17 protein-coding genes and 1 riboswitch are annotated in these 20,659 nt (G+C 69.6%); of the genes, 7 read left to right on the top strand and 10 right to left on the bottom strand.

Annotated features, from left to right (window positions below; all coding sequences use genetic code 11):
* Positions 1–215: 215 nt before the first annotated feature.
* Positions 216–1,016 (top strand): aminoglycoside adenylyltransferase family protein, encoded by an 801-nt coding sequence (locus ACQPYS_RS06140; RefSeq protein ID WP_433491933.1) that lies wholly within the window; start codon positions 216–218, stop codon positions 1,014–1,016.
* An 89-nt stretch (positions 1,017–1,105) separates the two neighbouring features.
* Here ACQPYS_RS06140 and ACQPYS_RS06135 read toward each other — a convergent pair whose 3' ends face one another.
* Positions 1,106–1,843 (bottom strand): SDR family NAD(P)-dependent oxidoreductase, encoded by a 738-nt coding sequence (locus ACQPYS_RS06135; protein WP_063037929.1) that lies wholly within the window; start codon positions 1,841–1,843, stop codon positions 1,106–1,108.
* 129 nt (positions 1,844–1,972) lie between these two features.
* A riboswitch (cobalamin riboswitch) is annotated at positions 1,973–2,123 on the top strand.
* A 69-nt stretch (positions 2,124–2,192) separates the two neighbouring features.
* On the opposite strand from ACQPYS_RS06135, the gene ACQPYS_RS06130 reads away from it, so the two are divergent.
* The 6 genes from ACQPYS_RS06130 to ACQPYS_RS06105 all read left to right on the top strand — a co-directional run bounded on the left by ACQPYS_RS06130 (position 2,193) and on the right by ACQPYS_RS06105 (position 7,094).
* The gene (locus ACQPYS_RS06130) at positions 2,193–3,176 is read left to right on the top strand and encodes an ABC transporter substrate-binding protein (RefSeq protein ID WP_433492980.1); all 984 of its coding nucleotides are present in this window, start codon (positions 2,193–2,195) and stop codon (positions 3,174–3,176) included.
* Positions 3,173–4,225: a FecCD family ABC transporter permease gene (locus ACQPYS_RS06125; protein WP_433491932.1), complete on the top strand. Its 1,053-nt coding sequence runs from the start codon at positions 3,173–3,175 to the stop codon at positions 4,223–4,225. Before ACQPYS_RS06130 ends, ACQPYS_RS06125 begins: the two co-directional genes overlap by 4 nt.
* Before the next feature lie 46 nt (positions 4,226–4,271).
* Positions 4,272–5,075 carry an ABC transporter ATP-binding protein gene (locus ACQPYS_RS06120; RefSeq protein ID WP_063037931.1) on the top strand — a complete coding sequence of 268 codons (804 nt, stop codon included), beginning with the start codon at positions 4,272–4,274 and terminating at the stop codon, positions 5,073–5,075.
* 144 nt (positions 5,076–5,219) lie between these two features.
* Complete coding sequence (locus ACQPYS_RS06115; RefSeq protein ID WP_433491931.1) at positions 5,220–5,345, top strand: hypothetical protein; 126 nt, start codon at positions 5,220–5,222, stop codon at positions 5,343–5,345.
* A gap of 195 nt (positions 5,346–5,540) precedes the next feature.
* On the top strand, positions 5,541–6,425 hold the full coding sequence (locus ACQPYS_RS06110; protein WP_433491930.1) for a hypothetical protein: 885 nt from the start codon (positions 5,541–5,543) through the stop codon (positions 6,423–6,425).
* A 9-nt stretch (positions 6,426–6,434) separates the two neighbouring features.
* The gene (locus ACQPYS_RS06105; RefSeq protein ID WP_433491929.1) at positions 6,435–7,094 is read left to right on the top strand and encodes an endonuclease V; all 660 of its coding nucleotides are present in this window, start codon (positions 6,435–6,437) and stop codon (positions 7,092–7,094) included.
* A 41-nt stretch (positions 7,095–7,135) separates the two neighbouring features.
* Here the strand turns inward: ACQPYS_RS06105 and proB are convergent, their stop codons facing one another.
* From proB to ACQPYS_RS06060, 9 genes are all read right to left on the bottom strand, one after another.
* Positions 7,136–8,236 (bottom strand): glutamate 5-kinase, encoded by a 1,101-nt coding sequence (proB, locus tag ACQPYS_RS06100; protein ID WP_433492979.1) that lies wholly within the window; start codon positions 8,234–8,236, stop codon positions 7,136–7,138.
* 60 nt (positions 8,237–8,296) lie between these two features.
* A complete protein-coding gene (gene obgE / locus ACQPYS_RS06095) occupies positions 8,297–9,754 on the bottom strand; it encodes a GTPase ObgE (protein WP_063037942.1) in 1,458 nt (485 codons plus the stop codon).
* A 216-nt stretch (positions 9,755–9,970) separates the two neighbouring features.
* A complete protein-coding gene (gene rpmA / locus ACQPYS_RS06090; protein ID WP_063037944.1) occupies positions 9,971–10,237 on the bottom strand; it encodes a 50S ribosomal protein L27 in 267 nt (88 codons plus the stop codon).
* Positions 10,238–10,282: 45 nt separating this feature from the next.
* Positions 10,283–10,594 carry a 50S ribosomal protein L21 gene (gene rplU / locus ACQPYS_RS06085; RefSeq protein WP_030523233.1) on the bottom strand — a complete coding sequence of 104 codons (312 nt, stop codon included), beginning with the start codon at positions 10,592–10,594 and terminating at the stop codon, positions 10,283–10,285.
* A 358-nt stretch (positions 10,595–10,952) separates the two neighbouring features.
* Positions 10,953–14,510, bottom strand: coding sequence for a translation initiation factor IF-2 N-terminal domain-containing protein (locus ACQPYS_RS06080; protein ID WP_433491928.1), 3,558 nt, complete (start codon positions 14,508–14,510; stop codon positions 10,953–10,955).
* A 405-nt stretch (positions 14,511–14,915) separates the two neighbouring features.
* Positions 14,916–15,332 (bottom strand): nucleoside-diphosphate kinase, encoded by a 417-nt coding sequence (ndk, locus tag ACQPYS_RS06075; RefSeq protein WP_063038027.1) that lies wholly within the window; start codon positions 15,330–15,332, stop codon positions 14,916–14,918.
* A gap of 125 nt (positions 15,333–15,457) precedes the next feature.
* Entirely contained in the window at positions 15,458–15,877 is a 420-nt protein-coding gene (locus ACQPYS_RS06070) for a DUF4233 domain-containing protein (protein ID WP_063038029.1), read from the bottom strand.
* Positions 15,878–15,914: 37 nt separating this feature from the next.
* Positions 15,915–17,375: a bifunctional tetrahydrofolate synthase/dihydrofolate synthase gene (gene folC, locus ACQPYS_RS06065; RefSeq protein WP_433491927.1), complete on the bottom strand. Its 1,461-nt coding sequence runs from the start codon at positions 17,373–17,375 to the stop codon at positions 15,915–15,917.
* Positions 17,372–20,050, bottom strand: coding sequence for a valine--tRNA ligase (locus ACQPYS_RS06060; RefSeq protein ID WP_433491926.1), 2,679 nt, complete (start codon positions 20,048–20,050; stop codon positions 17,372–17,374). Before ACQPYS_RS06060 ends, folC begins: the two co-directional genes overlap by 4 nt.
* Positions 20,051–20,659: the final 609 nt, after the last annotated feature.

Below are 20,659 nucleotides of genomic sequence, written 5' to 3'. Positions count from 1 at the left end.
ACCCGGAGCCCCACTCGAACCTAGACCACCTGCCGGGCCCGGCGCCTCCGTGACAACCCCTATTCTCCGATCCTCCCTTCGCACGAGTTCGCCCACTGCGACGAGGCCTTTCAGGGGAACCCGCAACCGAACCGCGGGCGCTGTCTTCGGCGTGATACATCCCGGCCCCGCTCGTGCCCGGCCGCTGTCGGCACCTCGCCGCCTATCGTGGATCCGTGCCCACACCACCTACCGGTCTCGCCGCGGACACCGGGCCGATCACGCGATTCGTCACCGATCTGTTCGGCGCCGATCTACTCGGCCTGTACCTGTACGGGTCGGCGGTGACCAGCGGTCTGCAGTACGACAGCGACCTCGATTTCCTGGCGGTCACCGCCGTCGCCCTCGACGACGACCTGCGTACGCGTCTGTCCGAGGGACTGCTCCGGCAGTCGGGACGGTGGCCACGCACAGGCGGGGCCAGACCGGTGGAACTGACCGTGGTGGCCCGCGACGCCGTCGTACCGTGGCGCTTCCCGCCGCGCGGCGAGTTCGTGTACGGCGAATGGTTGCGGACGGAGTTCGAGCACGGCGCGGTCCCGCCGCCGGCGCCCGACCCGGATCTGGCGATACTGCTCGGTGTGGTTCGCGATTCGTCCGTGGCGTTGGCCGGACCGCCCGCCGATCGGTTACTGGATCCGGTACCGCCGGAGGATCTGGTTCGCGCGATCACGGCGAGCCTGCCCACATTGATCGCGGGCGTGGACGGTGACGAGCGCAATACCGTCCTGACGCTGGCCCGGATGTGGGTCACCGCGGAGACCGGGGAGGTGGTCTCCAAAGCCGAAGCCGCCCAGCGCATCGCCGCCCGGGCGCCGGCCCCGCACGCCGCGCTGCTGCACCGCGCGCGGGACGGCTATCTCGGTGTGGCGGTGGACGACTGGACCCGGTATCGCGACGAGACCGCGGCCTTCGTGCGGTATGCCGCCGCGGGAATCACGGCCGCCGCCGCGGTCACCGGCCGCGCACAGCGCTGAACGGTCCGCGCCACACCGGGGCCCCGGATCGGGGCGGCACGTACGCGGGCCCGGAACCGGAGCGGCGGATCGGCGGCGACCGGCACCTCCTACCAGGCGATGGCCCCCTGTGCACCGACGAAGGAGCCGTCGGTGCACACCTGCGGCGATTCCGCCGCCGCGAGGACGACCTGGGCGGCCTGTTCCGGCGTCGTCGGCGCGTCGGCCGCCGCGGGCGCCAGTTCGGTCGCGACGAAACCGGGGCATACCGAGATCACCCGGACGGCGGTATCGGCGAGCGATTTCGCCAGGCCTACCGTGATGCTGTTCAGTGCCGCCTTCGACGCCTGGTAGCCCGGGACCACCATCGAGTAGTACGCCGACTCCGGGTTCCGCTGCTCGGTGAGCGAGCCCATCTCGCTGGAGATGTTGACGATCCGCCCGGCCGGTGCGCGGCGCACCAGCGGCAGCAGCGCTTCGATCACATTGGCGGGGCCGAAGGTGTTGGTCATCAAAGTCTCGGTGAACGCGCCGGGGTGGGCGAAGTTCACCGTGCCGGTGGCGGTGGCCTCGGGCAGGATGCCGGCATTGTTCACCAGCACATCGATGTGGTCGTACCGTTCGCCGAGGGAATCACGCAGGCACCGCGCGCTGTCCGCTGAGCACACGTCGAGGATTTCGCCCTCGGCCGCCGACCCCGCCGACCGCAGTTCGTCCACCACGGCGTTCACCGCCGGCGCGCGGCGCCCGGTGACGATCACCCGGTAACCCGCGCGGGCGAATGCCGTCGCGGTGGCGCGTCCGAGCCCGCGGGTCGCTCCGGTGACCACCACGATCTTCTCCGACATGTTCGTTCCTTTCGTGATTTCCGTTCGTGCCCTATGAGCATCAGTGAGGGCATAGCGTGCACGCTGGCAGAAAATCGCCGTCGCATTCGCCCGCGGCCGGTTCGAACCGGTCGAACGTCCAGTTCCCTGTCGGATAGCATGGGCGATGGCCGCTCTGCGGTCACGACGTGATGAGGGAACCCGGTGGAAATCCGGGACTGGCGCGCAACGGTGACACCCGCGGGTGAAGTCCGATCACTCATCCGCCGAGCTCGGTTCCCGGCCTCGCGCACAGGCCCAGACGCAAGGAGTCCACGCCGTGACGCGGTCCATTTCCCTGGCGGTCACCGCCGTGGTATCCACCCTCCTGATGACCGCATGTGCCGGTACACCCGATTCGGGCGGTCCGGCCGCCGGGTCCACCGCCGGCTATCCGCTGACAATCGAGAACTGCGGCGTCGAGGTCACCGTGGCGGCACCGCCGCAGCGGGCGGTCGCGCTCAATCAGGGGTCGGCGGAAATCCTGCTGTCGCTCGGTCTGGCCGATCGGATGGTCGGCACCGCCACCTGGACCGATCCGGTCCGAGAGAACCTGGCCGCCGACAACACGCGCGTGCCGCGGCTGGCCGACAATCGCCCCTCCTTCGAAGTGGTCCTGGACAAGGAACCGGATTTCGTCGCCGCCTCCTTCGGCGGCACCCTCGGTCCCGGTGGCGTGGCCGACCGGCAGCAGTTCACCGAGCTGGGCGTACCCACCTACCTCTCACCGACCGATTGCGCCGACAAAACCGATATCAGCGTCAATGCCGACGGCGCCCGTACCGCACCGCTGACCATGGATTCGGTGTACCGGGAGATCCGCGACCTGGCCGCGATCTTCGATATCCCGGACCGGGGTGAGCGGCTGGTCACCGACCTCCGCGACCGCTACGCTGCCGCGTCCGGTCGGATCGCGGCGGATCGGGTCTCGCTGGCCTACTGGTTCGCCGATACCGCCACGCCGTACGTGGCGGGCTGTTGCGGTTCGTCCGGGATCATCACCGACGCGGTCGGCGCGAAGAACGTATTCGACGACACCACCGACGAATGGCCGCAGGTCAGCTGGGAAACCGTCCTCGACCGCGACCCGACCGCCCTGGTCCTGGCCGACCTGAGCCGGCGCAGCCTCGCCGGGGACGCACTGGACAGCAAGATCGCGTTCTTGGAATCGAATCCGGTGACGGCGAAGCTGACCGCGGTCCGCGAGCGGCGCTACATCGTGGTCAATGGCGCCGATCTGAACCCCTCGATCCGGACGGTCGACGGGATCGAGAAGGTCGCCGACGCCCTGGCGCGGTGGGGTTACGGTTCGTGAGGTCGGCGGCACCGAGCACCACGGTCCGGCTCGCCCGCGCTCCCGCGACGGTGGCGCTGGTGGTGTCCGGGGTGGTCGTGCTGGTCGTCTCGATGGCCTTCACCATCACGATCGGTCCGGCCGAGCTGTCGGTCGGCGAGGTCTACGCCGTGCTGTTCGAGAAACTCGGTGCCGGTACCGCGGCCGTCTCGCCTATCCGCGAAGGCATCGTCTGGCAGTTGCGGCTGCCCCGGACCCTGCTGGCCGCGATCTGCGGGGCAGGTCTGGCGGTATGCGGAGTCGTCATGCAGTCGCTGTTGCGTAATCCGCTCGCCGATCCGTTCGTGCTCGGGATCTCCTCCGGCGCCTCGACGGGTGCGGTACTGGTGGCGGTCCTCGGTGTGGGTGGCGGCCTGATCTCGTTGTCCACCGGCGCTTTCCTCGGCGCACTCGTCTCGTTCGGGCTGGTGCTGGTGCTGGCCGCGGGAGCCGGGGGTGGCACCGCGAAGGTGGTGCTGGCCGGGGTCGCCGGAACCCAGCTGTTCTCCGCGCTCACCTCGTTCATCGTTCTGTCCTCGGCCGATGCCGAACGGACCCGCGGCATCCTGTTCTGGCTGCTGGGTTCGCTGGCGGGCGCCGGCTGGACCGATGTGGGCACGACCGCGGCCGTCTGCGCCGCCGGGCTGGTATTATGCGGGTGGTATGCCTCCGCGCTGGACGCGTTCACCTTCGGCTCGTCGACCGCCGCGACCCTGGGCGTCGCGGTCGGCCGGACCCGGCCGATCCTGCTCGTGATCACCGCACTGATCACGGCGGTCCTGGTCAGCGCGGCCGGGGCGATCGGTTTCATCGGCCTGGTGCTACCGCACGCCGCGCGGTTCCTCGTCGGGCCCCGGCACAGCCGGTTGATCCCGGTGACCGCGGTCCTGGGCGCGATCCTGCTGGTCTGGGTCGACGCGCTCGCCCGGACCGTATTCGCGCCGCAGGAGGTACCGGTCGGCGTCGTCACGGCCCTCATCGGCGTGCCCGCCTTCGCCCTGCTGCTGTTCCGCACCCGGAGCGCGCCGTGACCGGCCGGACAGTCGAATACCGGACCTCGCCTCCGCGGAGCGCACGGTGACACTGCACGCACAGGACCTGTCCTGGACCCGCGGCGGCAACCTCGTTGTCGACGCGGTGACCGTCCACCCGGAACCCGGGCAGACAGTGGGGCTGCTGGGACCCAACGGTTCCGGTAAATCGTCGCTGCTACGCCTACTGGCCGGTGTTTCCCGGCCCGATCGCGGCAGCATCACCCTGGACGGAACCCCCCTGCACCGCCTCGGCCGCCGCCCGCTGGCCCGCCGGATCGCGATGGTCGGGCAGCACGCGCACACCGAGGTCGATATCACCGTGCGAGATGTGGTGCGGCTCGGGCGTATTCCGCACCGCGACGTGTTCGGCCAGGACGGCGATGAGGAAGCGGCGATCGACCGGGCCCTGCGCGATACCGGGCTCGCCGGCCACGCACACCGCTACTGGAACACCCTCTCGGGTGGTGAACGGCAACGCACCCAGATCGCCCGGGCGCTGGCCCAGGAGCCCGGTGAACTACTGCTCGACGAGCCGACGAATCACCTCGATATCGCCCATCAGCTCGATATCCTCGATCTCGTCACGCGGTTGCCTCTCACCACCGTGGTGGCCCTGCACGATCTCAATCTCGCCGCGATGTTCTGCGACTATCTGCTGATCCTGGACCGGGGCCGGGTCGCCGCGCACGGCAGCCCCACCGAAACCCTCACCGAACGACTCGTGCGCGACGTCTACGGTGTGGACGCCACGATCGCGATCGACGGCGGTGTGCCGGTCGTCCGCTATCGGCGCCCTGCCGTCACCACTCGGCCCGGCCGACGAACCCGATACGGAGCCGACGGTTAGTTCCCGCGGCGCTGATGTTCCTCGGCGTACGGGCCTCCCACGGAGCGATATCGATCTACCTGGAACCCCAGCTGTTCCGGATACCGCGCGACGTTCTCCCGATGCCCGCGGCGGTCGAATCGGCGCGCTCGGTCCCGTACTTCGATGCCGATCGTGGGCACCCACCTCGCCACCTTCACCGTCTGGGGTGTGGTCTCGCTGATCGTCGTGACGCTGATCGACCGGTTCCGGCCGCCGCGGACGCTCACCCCGGTCTCCGTCGCAGCCTGAACCACGCGAACATCTCCCGGCCGGTACTCGCGGCGCGATACGCCACGAGCACCGGCCGGGACGGAGACGCGAGGGCGGGTCCGGGGCCGAGCCGAGCGGTGACGCACAGACGACACGGTGCGCGAGGCGGAGTTGCCCTTCGATTGCCGATATCATCGCAGGCGCCCGATCGAATCTGAAGTACAGGTAGTACCGATGACAAGCCAGCCGCACACCGTATCCCCCGCGAAGCCGAACGCCGTTGCGGGGCCGGACGCGGTGGCCGATCCGCGACCTGTTCCGGACCGGGACTATTTCCCGCCCCCACGGGAGCTGTGGGGCAACCTGAACGGCTGGACCTATCCGGCGGTGTTCCTGGTAGCCGTACTCGCCACTTTCCTGCTGGCCCAGGCCGCGCTCGCGCTGGACTCCGGGCAACCGTTGCAGCCGGCGTTCCATATCGCGGCCGCCGCCTGGGTCGCCTCCTACCTGCCGATGCTCTCGGCGACCTCACGGGGCCGTTCGCGAATCCGGATCGAAGGCGCGCGATTCGCCAATGAGCAGGACACGCTGGTGATCCGCCGGTCCCTCGGTTACGAGGTCGCCTTGGTGGTCTGTTTCCTCGGCCTGGCGACCCTGTGCGCGATCTTCGGTATCGGCACCTGGACCGGCACGCTCACCCTGAACCCGCACCCGCCGATTCCCCCGTGGGTGGCTCTCACCGCTGCCGGGCTGGTGCTGCTCTATCTCTGTGTGTACGCGCGACGTCCGGAGATCCGACGGCTGGTGCTCACGCCGATGCATATCGTGTTGCCCACCAAGACCTCGATCGCGAACATGGTGAGCTGGACTTCGATCGAACAGCTCGAGGTGGTGTCGCGCAACAACTCCAAGGGCACCATCCGCATATCCCGCCCCGGCCGCAAACCCGGTCGCCGGGTCACGAAATGTATCCACGCGGAGAAACTCTCGATCGGGTCGGCGGCCACATACTGGCTGATCCGCTTCTACCACGAGAACCCCGACCTGCGCGCCGAGCTCGCCGACGAACGGGCCGCCGAACGGTTGCGTACCTACGCGGTGGTCCCCGAGGCCGGATAGGCTGCCGGCATGGTACGGGTCCGGCAGATGCACGAATGGGCGGTCAGCGCGGACGAGGCCGTCGCCGTGCAGCAGCGCTTGCGCGACCGGGTGCGGGTGCTCGACGAGCACGGCCCGGTCCGGCGGGCCGCCGGACTGGATGTCGCCTACCGCGATCCCGATATCGCGATAGGCGTGGTCACCGTGCTGGATGTGGATTCGCTGACCGTGGTGGACCGGTCCGTCGTCCGGGAACGTATCGAGTTCCCCTATATCTCGGGTCTTTTCGCGTTCCGGGAGATCCCCCCGCTCACCCGCGCGCTCGAAGCCCTGCGCATCGAGCCCGATGTGCTCGTCTGCGACGGTCACGGGCCGGCCCATCCCCGCCGCTTCGGTCTCGCCGCGCATCTGGGTGTACTCACCGACCTGCCGAGTGTCGGTGTCGCGAAGAAGGCCTCCGGCGAATACCACGAGCCCGGCCCGGACCGCGGTGATTCCGGCCCGGTCACCGTGGACGGGGAGGTCGTCGGCCGCGCCCTGCGCACCCGACCCGGAGTCAAACCACTGTTCGTCTCGGTCGGGCATCGCTTCACCCTCGACTCCGCCTGCGCGCTGGTGCTGCGGCTTGCCCCGCGCTACCGGCTCCCGGAAACCACCCGCACCGCCGACCATCTGGGCCGTATCGCCTGACCCGGCGGCCGGACCCGCACCGGCGAAGCCGTTCCGGCGGGTCAGACGCGCACCAGGTCGTCGGCGTGGATCACCGGACGCTGCATACCGTCCGGCAGCTCCCGGGTCGATCGGCCCAGCACCGTCGCGAGTTCGGCGGCGTCGTATTCCACGACTCCCCGCGCCACGACCGTGCGATCCGGGCCCACGAGATCCACCACATCACCGCCGTGGAAACGACCGCGGACGCCGATGATTCCGGCGGCGAGCAGCGAACGCCGGGCATTGGCCACGGCCTCGACCGCCCCGGAATCGATGAGGATCGCGCCCCGGCTGTCGGCGGCGTGCCGGACCCAGAACCGGCGCGCCGACAACCGCACCGGGCGGGCGGCGAAAGCGGTACCGACCGTGCCGGTCCCGAGCGCTTCGGCGGCTTCGGCGGCCGCGGCCAGCAGGACCGGGACGCCGGCGTCCGCGGCCAGCCGGGCGGCCGACAGTTTCGAAGCCATCCCGCCGGTGCCGAGCACGCCGCCGCTCCCGGCGATCACACCGTCGAGATCGGCGCTGGTGCGCACCTCACCGATGAAATTCGCATCGCCCTTGCGCGGATCACCGTCGTAGAGCCCGGCCACGTCGGAGAGCAGGAACAACGCGTCGGCACCCACCAGATGAGCCACCAGCGCCGCCAGCCGGTCGTTGTCGCCGAACCGGATCTCCTCGGTGGCGACGGTATCGTTCTCGTTCACCACCGCCACCGCGCCCAGCGAACGCAGCCGGTCCAGGGTGCGCTGCGCATTGCGGTGATGTTCCCGGCGGGCGAAATCGTCGGCACTGAGCAGGATCTGACCGACGGTGCGGTCGTAGCGGGCGAACGAGGTGCCCCAGGCATGGACCAGCGCGAGCTGACCGACGCTGGCCGCGGCCTGTTTGGTCGCGAGGTCCTGGGGCCGCCTGGCCAAGCCGAGCGGGGCCAGCCCCGCCCCGATCGCGCCGGACGATACGACCACCACATCGGAACCGGCCCGCATTCGGGCCTCGATGGCATCGGCGAGCCGGTCCAGCCGGGCGATATCGAGTCCACCGGTCAGGCTGGTGAGCGCGGACGAGCCGATCTTCACCACCACCCGACGGGCCCCGGCGATCGCGCGCCGGGCGTCACTCAGTTCTGCGGAGACCTGGGTCACGGCCGTGCCCCTGCTCCGTGGTTGCCCTGGTTCACCCGCCTACTCCTCGCTTTCCTCTTCGACCAGACCGCGCCGCACCCGCGACGCGTGTTTACGTTCGGCCGCACTGACCCGATCGGTCTGTTCGAGCCGGATATCGGTACCGCGGCCGGTCGGGACCATATCGGTACCCGCAGCGATCAGCGGCTCCCACTCGAAGGTCACCTCGCCGATGGTCACCGGCGCGCCCGGCTCCGCGCCCAGCCGCACCAGTTCGTCCTCCACACCGAGCCGCGCCAGGCGGTCGGCGAGATATCCGACGGCCTCGTCGTTGTCGAACTGGGTCTGGCGCACCCAGCGTTCGGGCCGGACCCCGCGCACGATGAACCCGCCCGGCTCCTCCGGGTCGGCGCGCACCGTGAACCCGGAATCGTCCACCGGGACCGGGCGGATCACCGGCCGCTTCGGTGCGGCCGGGGGATGTGCGTCGCGGTAGGCCTGCACCAATTCGGCGAGTGCGAAGGTCAGCTGCCGCAGTCCGGAATGGGCGACCGCCGAGATCCGGAACACCGGCCAGCCCCGCTCGCGCAGTTCGGGTGTGACCAGATCGGCGAGGTCGTCCGCCTCGGGCACATCGGCCTTGTTCAGGATCACCACCCGCGGCCGGTCGGCGAGGTCGCCGAGGCCCACATCACCGCGCAGGGCGGGTTTGTAGGCGGCGAGTTCGGCTTCGAGGGCGTCGATATCGGAGAGGGGGTCGCGGCCGGGTTCCAGCGTCGCCAGGTCGACCACATGGGCCAGCACCGCGCAACGTTCCAGATGCCGGAGGAAGTCCAGGCCGAGGCCGCGGCCCTCACTGGCGCCGGGAATCAGTCCCGGGACGTCGGCGATCGTGAATGTCGTATCGCCCGCGTTCACGACGCCGAGGTTCGGCACCAATGTGGTGAAGGGATAGTCGGCGATCTTCGGTTTGGCGGCGGACAGCACCGAGACCAGCGACGACTTCCCCGCGGACGGAAACCCGACCAGCCCCACATCGGCGACGGATTTGAGTTCGAGGACCACATCGTGGGCCTCGCCCTCTTCACCGAGCAACGCGAAACCGGGTGCCTTCCGGGCCCGGGACACCAGGGCGGCATTTCCCAGACCGCCCCGGCCACCTTTGGCGACGACGAACCGGTTACCGGCCCCGACCAGGTCCATCAGGACCTCCCCGTCGGCGTCCAACACAACGGTTCCGTCGGGGACCTTCAGCAGCAGTTCCCCGCCCTTCTTCCCGTCCCGGTTGCCGCCCTCGCCCGGTTTGCCGTTACCGGCCTTGGCGTGCGGATGGAAGTGGAAGTCCAGCAGGGTGTGCACATTGGCGTCCACCTCGAGGATCACATCTCCGCCGTTGCCCCCGTTACCGCCGTCGGGTCCGCCCAGCGGTTTGAACTTCTCCCGGTGTACCGACGCGCAGCCGTGCCCGCCTTTGCCGGCACGGACATGAAGAACGACACGGTCGATGAACTTGGCCATGGCCGGATCATCCTCCTCAGGGGTTCGGGGGTGGGATGGACGCTGCGTTCGGGGGTGGGATGGACGCTGCGTTCGAGAGTGCGTCCCGGGATCGGGAAGGCACAGCGCCGGAAACGATGCCGGGTCCGGCCCGCGCGGCGCCGGGGGTGGAAACGCGAAAAGCGGGCCGAGGGTTTATCACCCTGACCCGCTCGCTGTGGTGGAGTCGTCAGCCGGTCAGGCTTCGACCGGCTCCGGGACCACGATGTTGACGGTCTTGCGACCCCGCTTGCTACCGAACTCGACGGCGCCCGCCTCGAGCGCGAACAGGGTGTCGTCCCCGCCACGGCCGACATTGACGCCGGGGTGGAAGTGGGTGCCACGCTGCCGCACCAGGATTTCGCCGGCCTTCACCGTCTGCCCGCCGAAACGCTTCACGCCGAGCCGCTTGGCATTGGAATCGCGGCCGTTCCGGGAGCTGGATGCGCCCTTCTTATGTGCCATTGCTGATACTCCTTCAGCGCGGGCCTGCGCGGCCCTGCGGGGTGGTTACTTGATGCCGGTGACCTTCAGGACCGTCAGCGGCTGACGGTGTCCCTGGCGCTTGTGGTAGCCGGTCTTGTTCTTGAACTTGTGGATGCGAATCTTCGGGCCCTTGGTCTGCTCGACCACCTCGGCCGAGACCGAAACCTTCGCGAGCGCGTCGGCGGCGGTGGTGAGCTCGGCGCCATCGACGACGAGCACCGGCGACAGTGCCACAGAGGTGCCCGGCGCACCCTCGATCTTCTCGACCTTCACCAGGTCACCGACCGCGACCTTGTACTGCTTTCCGCCGGTCTTGACGATCGCGTACGTTGCCATCGGTCGGCTGCCCTTCTTCCTATAGTGCTCGGCACTCGTTCACACGGTAGTACCTCGGTTTCGCACCGGGGTCCACCGCACGACTGGTCTGGTAATCCGCCGCCTCGGCCACTGGTGGCTCTCGGTATCGGGAACCGGCCACGGAACAGCACATGCTGTCGCCGGGCAGCGACTGCCAAGATTACAGGATGCCGGTACATGCGACCAAACCGGTCCCCGCGTCGAGCCCCGGCGCACCCGCCGGAGTACCGGACGCGGTCTGACGCGGACCTCCGACCTCCGGGTACGGCTGCTCGGCGATACCGACGCGCCGGGTGCCCGGCCCGCATTCCGCGGGCCGGGCACCCGGCGCGATGATTCAGTGCTGTTCGTCGACCGGTGGCCCGGACGGACGACCCGCGGCCCGGCGGCGCGTCCGGCGCACCGGGACCTCGACCTCCGGCGGATCGGCCGTGAAATCGGTCACCGGCGCGTCGGGCTGCTCGGTGGCCGACAGGACGAAGACCGCGCCCGCGCTGTCGGCGGCCGGTGCGGCGGTCGACCGGGCGACCCGGCGCCGACGGCTGCGGGTTTCGGTCCCACCGTCTCCGGTGTGATCTGCCGCGGCGGCCGGCCCGGGAGCCGCCACCGTCTCCGTCGCCGGAGCGGCGGCCGGCTCCGCCGGATGAGCGGTACCGTTCGCCGAAGCGGCCGTACCGTTGCGGCCCGCGCCGGGGGTGGACGACGCGGCGGGAACCTCCGCGGTGTCGGCGCCGACCGGGATTTCCTCCGGCTCCGGGGCGGCAGCTTCGCTGTCCTCGACCGCGCCCGGTTCGGTAGCGACCGCTTCCACCGGAGTGGCTTCGGACGCGACCGGCTCGGTGGCCGTTGCTCCGACGGCAGCCGGTTCGGAGACATCAGGCTCGGCGGCCCCGGAGTCGGTGGGCGTACCGCTACTGTTCGCTTCCGCGGCCGGAGTCTCCGCCGGGGTACCGGCGGCACCGGCCGACCGGCGGACCCGGGTACGACGGCGCCGCGGTTCGGCCGCACCGGCCTTACCGGCCCCGACCGCTGCCGGTGCCGTAGCGGAACCGCCCGGTTCGCTCATGGCGGCGGGCTCCGCGGCCTGTTCTGCCCCGGGAACGGGCTCGGCCTGCTCTGTCTCCGGATGGTGGGTGGCCATGGCCAGTGCCACGGGGTGCGCCCGCTTGGCCGCGGCGTCCTCTTCCGACACCTCGGGGATGGACGGCTGCGGCGCCGTGGGCGCCGCGGCGCCCTTGTCCCGGTTGCGACGGCGTCGCGATCCGGACTCCCGGCCCCGGCCGGCGCCGCTCTCGTCGGAGCCCGACGGATCCACCGGGTAGCTGTGCACCAGGATCCCGCGACCGTGGCAGTGCTCGCAGGTGGTGGAGAACGCCTCCACCAATCCGGTACCGAGCTTCTTACGGGTCATCTGGACCAGGCCCAGCGAGGTCACCTCGGAGACCTGATGCCGGGTCCGGTCCCGGCCCAGCGCCTCGGTGAGCCGGCGCAGCACCAGGTCACGGTTGGACTCGAGGACCATATCGATGAAGTCGACCACGATCATGCCGCCGATATCGCGCAGCCGCATCTGCCGCACGATCTCCTCGGCCGCCTCGAGATTGTTCCGGGTGACCGTCTCCTCGAGGTTGCCGCCACCGGAGCCGGTGAACTTGCCGGTGTTGACGTCGACCACCGTCATCGCCTCGGTGCGGTCGATCACCAGGGTGCCGCCCGAGGGCAGCCACACCTTGCGGTCGAGAGCCTTGGCCAGCTGCTCGTCGATGCGGTACGTCTCGAAGACGTCCACGCCGTTGTTCTTGTGCCGGGAAACCCGTGGGAGCAGATCGGGTGCGACGGTGCCGATGTAGTTCTCGACGGTGTTCCAGGAGCGTTCGCCCTCGATCACCAGTCGCGAGAAGTCCTCGTTGAACAGATCGCGCACGACCTTGACGAGGAGATCCGGCTCCTCGTAGAGGGTCTTCGGCGCACCCGACTCGTTCTCGGCGGCCGCGGTGATCTTGCGCCAGGCCTTTTGCAGACGTTCCACATCACGGGTGAGTTCGGCCTCGCTGACCCCCTCCGAGGCAGTCCGGATGATGACGCCCGCGTCGGCCGGGACGATCTCGCGCAGGATCTCCTTGAGCCGTTTGCGCTCGGTATCGGGCAGTTTACGGCTGATACCGGTGGAGGTACCACCGGGCACATACACCAGGAAGCGACCGGCCAGGCTGATCTGGGTGGTCAGCCGGGCGCCCTTGTGACCGACCGGGTCCTTGCTGACCTGGACCAGCACCTGGTCGCCGGGTTTGAGCGCCTGCTCGATCTTGCGTTCCTTACCGCCGAGCCCGGCGGCCTCCCAGTTGACCTCGCCCGCGTAGAGCACGCCGTTGCGGCCCCGGCCGATATCGACGAACGCGGCCTCCATGCTGGGCAGCACGTTCTGCACCTTGCCCAGGTAGACATTGCCCACCATGGACGCCGATCCGGTGCTGGTGACGAAATGCTCGACCAGGATATTGTCCTCGAGCACGGCTACCTGGGTGGCGGATGGATGGCCGGGGAACTCCTTTTCCCGCACAACCATCACCCGGTCCACGGCCTCGCGCCGGGCCAGGAACTCCGATTCGGTGAGGATCGGCGGACGGCGGCGACCGGCCTCGCGGCCGTCGCGCCGACGCTGCCGTTTGGCCTCGAGTCGGGTGGAGCCGGTGATGCCCTGCACTTCGTCGACGGTGGCGCGGGTCCGGGTCTTGTTACGCGGCTCCCGCTCGTGCACGACCGTATTGGGCGGATCGTCGTCGGCCGGTTCGCTGTCGCCGGATTCGCCGGCGACCTTGCGCCGCCGGCGGCGCCGGCGACGGCGGCTGGACCCGCTCTCCGAGTCCTCGCCCGCATCGCCGGACTCGTCGGTCCCGGACTCGTCGGTCTCGCCGGCTTCGTCGGTCTTGTCGTCGGTGTCGGTAGCCTGTTCGGCGTCGGCGTCCGCATCCCCCTCGGAGTCGGTGTCCTCGGAATCGGTGGCCTGCTCGCCCCGGCCGCGCCCACGCCCACGCCGGCCGCGACGACGCCGCCGCGGCTGATCGTCGGAGTCGCCCTGCTCGGATTGGTCCTCGGATTCGGCTCCGCTCTCGGCATCCGAATCGGACTCGGCGCCGGAATCGGGCTCGGGTTCCGGTTCGGGCTTGCGGCGGCGACGCAGCTGTTCGGTCGCCGCGGCGTCCGGGGAGAGGAACAGCGGGGCCGCGACGACCGCGGATTCGAACACGATCGGCTCGGTCGAGGCGGGCTCGTCGGGCACCGGGCTCGCGAACAGATTCACCGCCGCCGTGAAGGCGGGTGGCGGAGTCGCCGGGGCGGCCGGGGCGCCACTCGCGGCGGCGGTATCCGCGGTTCGGGAGATCTCGGCCGACGCCGCCACCACGGTCGCGTCGACGGACGAGCCGGCCTCGGCGACGGGCGCGGCGTCCGCCGGTTCGGCTTCGACCGCTGGTTCCGGGGCCTGCTCGGCACCGGCCGACACCGGTTCCGCGCCGATGCCAGGGATTTGCCCGGACCCGGCGCCCGGCTGCGTGGCGGCCGGTTGCGGCTCCTGGGCGGCAGTGTCGTCGGTTGCCGGCGGCGCCGCGGCGTCCCCCGCGCCGACCGGGCCCGCCGAGGCACCGGCGGGCTCGAACAGCGCGGGCTCGGCCGGAGCGAGTGCGGGCGGAGCGGTCAGTGATTCGCGCACCGACTCCGCGACGGCCCGATCCACGCTCGATTGCGGGCTACGGGCCTCGGTCCCGAGTTCGCTGAGTTTGGCCAGGATGCGTTTACTGGTCACGCCCAGTCGTTTGGCCAGGGCATGTACTCGGATTCGCTCCGGCAAGTGATCGTCGTCCTGTGATGTTGTGTCCAGCGGCTCTTGATCGGCCACGAAGTCTCCTCGGGCCCCCGGGCGCGTTCCTCTACGAGTGACGCGGCCGTCGCGGGGACGCTTTCCGTCCGCCTCGCGCGGTTGGCGCGAGGTCCATGGTCTCGCCCCGCGTGCCCGGTTATCTCCACTATCGAACGTCGGTCGGGCTAACTGGCCACGCGGCGCCTGGCATATGGCTGAACTCCGCGGTCCGAGCGCTCGTCCAGCGCGCCGGGCAGACGCAGCCCACAAATCCGGCTGTACGTCCGCGGCAGCGATGGCGGCATCGTTCCGCAGTGTGTCATCCGGTCGTGCCCGCTGTGGAGCGCAACCGAGTACCAGTATCCCATACCGTGCGCCAGGTGTTCGCCGTGGCGCCGGGCGGGGCACTCGCACGGGGCCGGTCGGCCCGGCACCGGACCGTGATCAGAGGGGGAATTCGGGGAACCAGAGCGCGATTTCGCGCTTGGCCGACTCGGGCGAGTCCGATCCGTGGACCAGGTTGTACTGGGTCTCGAGGCCCAGGTCACCGCGGATACTGCCGGGCGCGGCCTTCTCTACCGGATCGGTGCCGCCGGCCAGCTGCCGGAAGGCGGCGATGGCACGCGGGCCCTCCAGGACGGCAGCGACGACCGGACCCGAGGTGATGAACTCGATCAGCGAACGGTAGAACGGCTTCTCCGCGTGCTCGGCGTAGTGAGCGGCGGCCACTTCCTCGGTGACCTGCTTGAGCTCCAGGGCCGCGATGGTGAGACCCTTGCGCTCGATCCGGCTCAGTACTTCACCGACGTAGCCGCGGGCCACACCGTCCGGTTTGATCAGAATCAATGTCTGCTCTGTCACGCGGTCAGCCTAATGGGCGCCGCCGGGCGGGGCCCAACCAGTCCTCCCCCGGCCTACGCGCGAGTAGCGACGGCCTCGACCAGGCCGGCGGGCCGGCGACGGCCGGCCCGGTCCGACGCCCTCGGTCAGGAACCGCCGGAGGTGCGCTGGCTCGGCAGCGTCCCCGCGTCCATTCGCCGTTTCACATCCGAGCGCAGCAGCAGGATGAACGCCCAGACCGCGAGGAATATCACGCCGATGACCGCGATCGACAGATGGAACACCCCGCCGATCAGCACCAGCACCTGCAGCCCCAGATTGAACGGGACCGCCCAGGAACGGCGCTGTAGACCCGCGCCCGCGATCATCACCAGGGCCAGTACCACCAGATAGGTACCCGACACCCAGGTGACACCACCGGCGATATCGGCGACCACCGGCAGCGCCAGCAGCACCGTGATCGCCTCGAGTACGAGGGCACCCGCCATGACTCCCCGCAGGCCCTTCCAGGGATCGGGCGGAGCCGGGGTCGTCGCCTCGGGCTTCGGCGCTTCGGGCTCACTCATGCTGTTCCTCGTTGTCGGCGATGGCCGGTCCCCGGCATTACGCCGGGGCCTTCCCGAACAGGGCACGTGCGGCACCGGCGGTCACCACCGAGCCGGTGACCACCACCCCCGCGCCGGAGACCATCTCACCCGAGGCCCCGACCTCCTCCGCCAGCGCGACAGCGGTCTCCAGCGCGTCCGGCAGCGAATCCGCGGTGACCACACGTTCGTCACCGAACCGCTGGACCGCCAGATCGGCGAGCTGATCGACCGGCAATGCCCGGGGGGACCCGTTGGTGGTCACCACGATCTCGTCGAAGACCGGTTCCAGCGCGGTGAGGATACCGGCGACGTCCTTGTCGGCCAGCACCGCGACCACTCCGACGAGTTTGCGGAAATCGAACTCGGCGGTCAGCGTCGCGGCGAGCGCGGTCGCACCGGCCGGATTGTGCGCGGCATCGATGAACAGAGTGGGCGCGTTGCGCATCCGTTCCAGGCGGCCGGGGCTGGTGACCTCGGCGAAACCGGCGCGGACCGCCTCGATATCCAGCTGCCGCTGCGCGCCCGCACCGAAGAACGCCTCCACCGCGGCCAGCGCGAGCGCCGCGTTGTGGGCCTGGTGCTCGCCGTGCAGGGGCAGGAAGATCTCGTCGTAGACCCCGCCGAGCCCCTGTAGTTCGAGCTGCTGCCCGCCCACGGCGATCCGCCGGCTCAGCACCTGGAACTCCGAACCGGCCCGCGCCACCGCCGCGTCGGTTTCCACGGCCCGGCGCAGCAGTACCTCCAGCGCCTCCGGGTCCTGTTCGGCGATGATCGCGACCGTATCGGTGGGGACCAGCGACTCGGGGGCGCGTTTGATGATCCCGGCCTTCTCCCCGGCGATGGAGGTCAGATCCGGGCCCAGGTACTCGGTGTGGTCGAGGCCGATGGGGGTGATGACCGCGACCTGCGCGTCGATCACATTGGTGGCGTCCCAGCTGCCGCCCATACCGGTCTCCACGACCGCGACGTCCACCGGCGCCTCGGCGAACGCCGCGTAGGCCATGGCGGTGAGCACCTCGAATTTGCTCATCGCCGGGCCACCCGCGGTCGCCGACTGGGCGTCGATCATCTCGATATAGGGCTGCATCTCGCGGTACAGCTCGACATAGCGGGCCGGGGAGATCGGCCGGTTGTCGATACTGATCCGCTCGGTGGCCAGCTGCAGATGCGGGCTGGTGAGTCGGCCGGTCCGGCGGTGCAGGGCGGTGAGCAGGGAGTCGATCATCCGGGTCACCGACGTCTTACCGTTGGTGCCCGCGACATGGATCGCCGGGAACCCGCGCTGCGGTGAACCCAGCACATCCATCAGTGCGGCGATCCGGGTGAGCGATGGTTCTATCTTGGTTTCCGGCCAGCGCTGGTCGAGTTCCGCCTCGACCAGGGCCATCTCCGCCAGATCCACCGGAGACGGTCCGGTGCCGAGCCGGGGGCCTCCGTCGCGGGGCTCCGGCTCGGGATCGTCGCCGGGGGCGTTCATTTGCCGCTCAGCTCGGCCAGGCGGGCCCCGATCCGCTCCACTTCGCCCGCGGCGACCTCGCGGCGGGCCCGGATCTTGTCCACCACCGCATCCGGGGCCTTGGCCAGGAACGCCTCGTTACCGAGTTTGGCCTCGGTCCCCGCCAGTTCCTTCTGCGCGACCGCCAGATCCTTCTCCAGGCGACGCCGCTCGGCCGCGAGGTCCACGGTGCCCGAGGTATCGACCTCGACGGTGACCGTGGTACCGCTGAGCCGCACCTCCACCGCGGCGGTCGCCGCGAAATCCGCGCCGGGCTCGGTGAGCCGGCCCAGCGTGCTCACCTCGGGATGGAGATGCGCCAGCCCTGCCGCATCCAGACCCAGCACCCGTGCCGCGACCTTCTGTTTGTCGTTGAGCCCTTGATCACTGCGGAACCGGCGGATCTCGGTGACCAGCCGCTGCACATCGGCGATACGCTGCGCGGCGCCGGTATCGGTGGGCGTCCCGGTGCGCTCCGGCCAGGCCGCCACGACCACCGACTCCGCGCCGGTCAGCGCCTGCCACAGCGATTCGGTGACGAACGGGATCACCGGGTGCAGCAGCCGCAGCACCGTATCCAGCACCGACCCGAGTACCACCCGGGTGGATTCGGCCCGCTCCTCGCTCTCGGCGAACTGGACCTTGGACAGTTCCAGATACCAGTCACAGAGTTCGTCCCAGGCGAAGTGGTAGAGCGCCTCGCAGGCCTTACCGAACTCGTAGGCGTCGAATGCGGCATCGACCTCGGCGAGCACCTCGTCGAGCCGGTCCACGATCCAGCGGTCGGCGTCGGTCAACGTCTCCCGCGCCGGCAGCGGCCCCGGGCGGGCGCCGTTCATGAGCGCGAACTTGGTCGCGTTGAACAGCTTGGTGACGAAACTGCGCGAGGCCAGGGCATGCGGTTCGCCGACCGAGAGATCGCCACCGGGCTGGGCGCCGCGCGCCAGCGTGAAACGCAGCGCGTCCGCGCCGTAGTTGTCGATCCAGTCCAGCGGATCGATCCCGTTACCCCGGGACTTCGACATCTTCCGGCCGAACTGGTCGCGGATCAGACCGTGCAGGAACACATCCTTGAAGGGCACCTGGTAGGCCCCGCCCTTACCGGTGGACAGTGCGGCGTCGTCGGCGACGAAGGTACCGAACATCATCATCCGGGCCACCCAGAAGAACAGGATGTCGTATCCGGTGACCAGCACACTGGTCGGATAGAACTTCGCCAGCTCCGGGGTCGCGGCCGGCCAGCCCATAGTGGAGAACGGCCACAGGCCGGAGGAGAACCAGGTGTCCAGGACGTCGGGATCCTGCACCCACCCCTCGGGGGCCTGCTCGTCGGGGCCGACGCACAGGACTTCGCCCTCGGGCCCGTACCAGATGGGGATGCGATGGCCCCACCACAGCTGGCGCGAGATACACCAGTCGTGCATATCGTCGACCCAGTCGAACCAGCGCGGTTCCTGGCTTGCCGGGTGGATCACGGTATCGCCGTTGCGGACCGCGTCACCCGCCGCCTTGGCCAGCGATTCGACCTTCACCCACCACTGCATGGACAGCCGCGGTTCGATCGCTTCGCCGCTGCGCTCGGAATGGCCGACACTGTGCAGGTAGGGGCGCTTCTCGGCAACGATCCGGCCCTCGGAGGCCAATCGCTCACGGATCTTCACCCGGGCCTCGAACCGGTCCATCCCATCGAATTCGGTACCCGTATCGGCGATCCGGCCGCGTTCGTCCATGATCGTGGGCATCGGCAAGTTGTGCCGCAGTCCCATCTCGAAGTCGTTCGGATCGTGGGCGGGGGTGATCTTCACCGCGCCGGAACCGAATTCGGGATCCACGTAGTCGTCGGCGATGATCGGGATCCGCCGTCCGGTGATCGGATGCTCGAGGGTGGTGCCGATCAGCTCCCGGTACCGGGGATCCTCCGGGTGCACCGCGACCGCGGTATCGCCGAGCATGGTCTCCACCCGGGTGGTGGCGACCACGACATGTGGTTCGGCATCGTCGAGCGAGCCGTACCGCAGCGACACCAGTTCGCCCTCGACGTCCTCGTATTTGACCTCGATATCGGAGATGGCGGTACGCAGTTCCGGCGACCAGTTCACCAGCCGCTCGGCGCGATAGATCAGACCCGCGTCGTAGAGGCGTTTGAAAATCGTCTGGACCGCGCGCGACAGGCCCTCGTCCATGGTGAACCGGTCCCGCGACCAGTCCACACTGTCGCCGAGCGCCCGCATCTGCCACTGGATCGCGCCACCGGATTCACGCTTCCAGTCCCAGACCTTCTGCACGAACAGTTCGCGGCCGAAATCCTCTTTGGTCTTCCCGTCCACGGCAAGCTGCTTCTCCACCACCGTCTGGGTGGCGATCCCGGCGTGATCCATCCCGGGCAGCCACAGCACCTCGTAACCCTGCATCCGCTTACGGCGTGCCAGAGTGTCCATGAGCGTGTGGTCGAGCGCGTGCCCCATGTGCAGCGTGCCCGTCACATTGGGCGGCGGCAGCACGATCGAGTACGCGGGCGCGGAACTGTGCGGGTCGGCCCGGAAGTAACCGGCGGCTACCCAGCGCTCGTACAGGTCGGCCTCTACCTCGCCGGGATTCCAGCTCTTGGGGAGGGCATCGGCGCGATTACGCGTGTTGTCAGGGGCTGCGCTGGTCACGCCGCGATTCTAGTGTCTAGGGCGTCGCCGCCGGTGCCGCGGGGTCGGAGCCCGATCGCTCGGGACCGACACAGAGTGGGCGCCGATGCCCGCCCCGGTCGGCCCGGGCGGGCCGACCGTACGGCCGATCTTCGATGACGGCCCACTACGGACGGCCGGCCACGCACGGTCGGCCGCTGCGCTCGCTCGCTTCGCCGGTCCGGAGCGGGCCGGGCTATCGACGACGAATGCCTGCTATCCGGAAGGAGCGCGAGTGCGCGGAGACTTACCCCGACCTGCCGGGACGGGCACACGTATGGCCGGTCGCGGACCTTCGATCGCTGCGCACGAGGGTTGGGCCGACCGGGGACGAACGATCTGCCGGCTGGTCGGTGTCGCGAATGCGAACTCGGGAGTCCCGCTACGTGAGACGTATGGAAGAGCGCGACCGCAAGTAAAGGGACGATGGGGGGGTGCGCCGGGACCTCGGGAAAGGTGACGAGACAAACCGAGGCGGAGCCTTCGGTGGATGAGGGACACCGAAGACTCCGCCTACAGCAGTAAGACTACCGCCGATCCTGGACTGTGCTGCCAATCCATAAACAATTCTCAGCTTGAGCACCGGAATTC

Source organism: Nocardia grenadensis (assembly GCF_050942415.1).
GTDB classification, from domain to species: domain Bacteria; phylum Actinomycetota; class Actinomycetes; order Mycobacteriales; family Mycobacteriaceae; genus Nocardia; species Nocardia grenadensis.
Note: the sequence above shows the minus strand (reverse complement) of the source record. Positions and strands in the feature narration are given on the sequence as shown.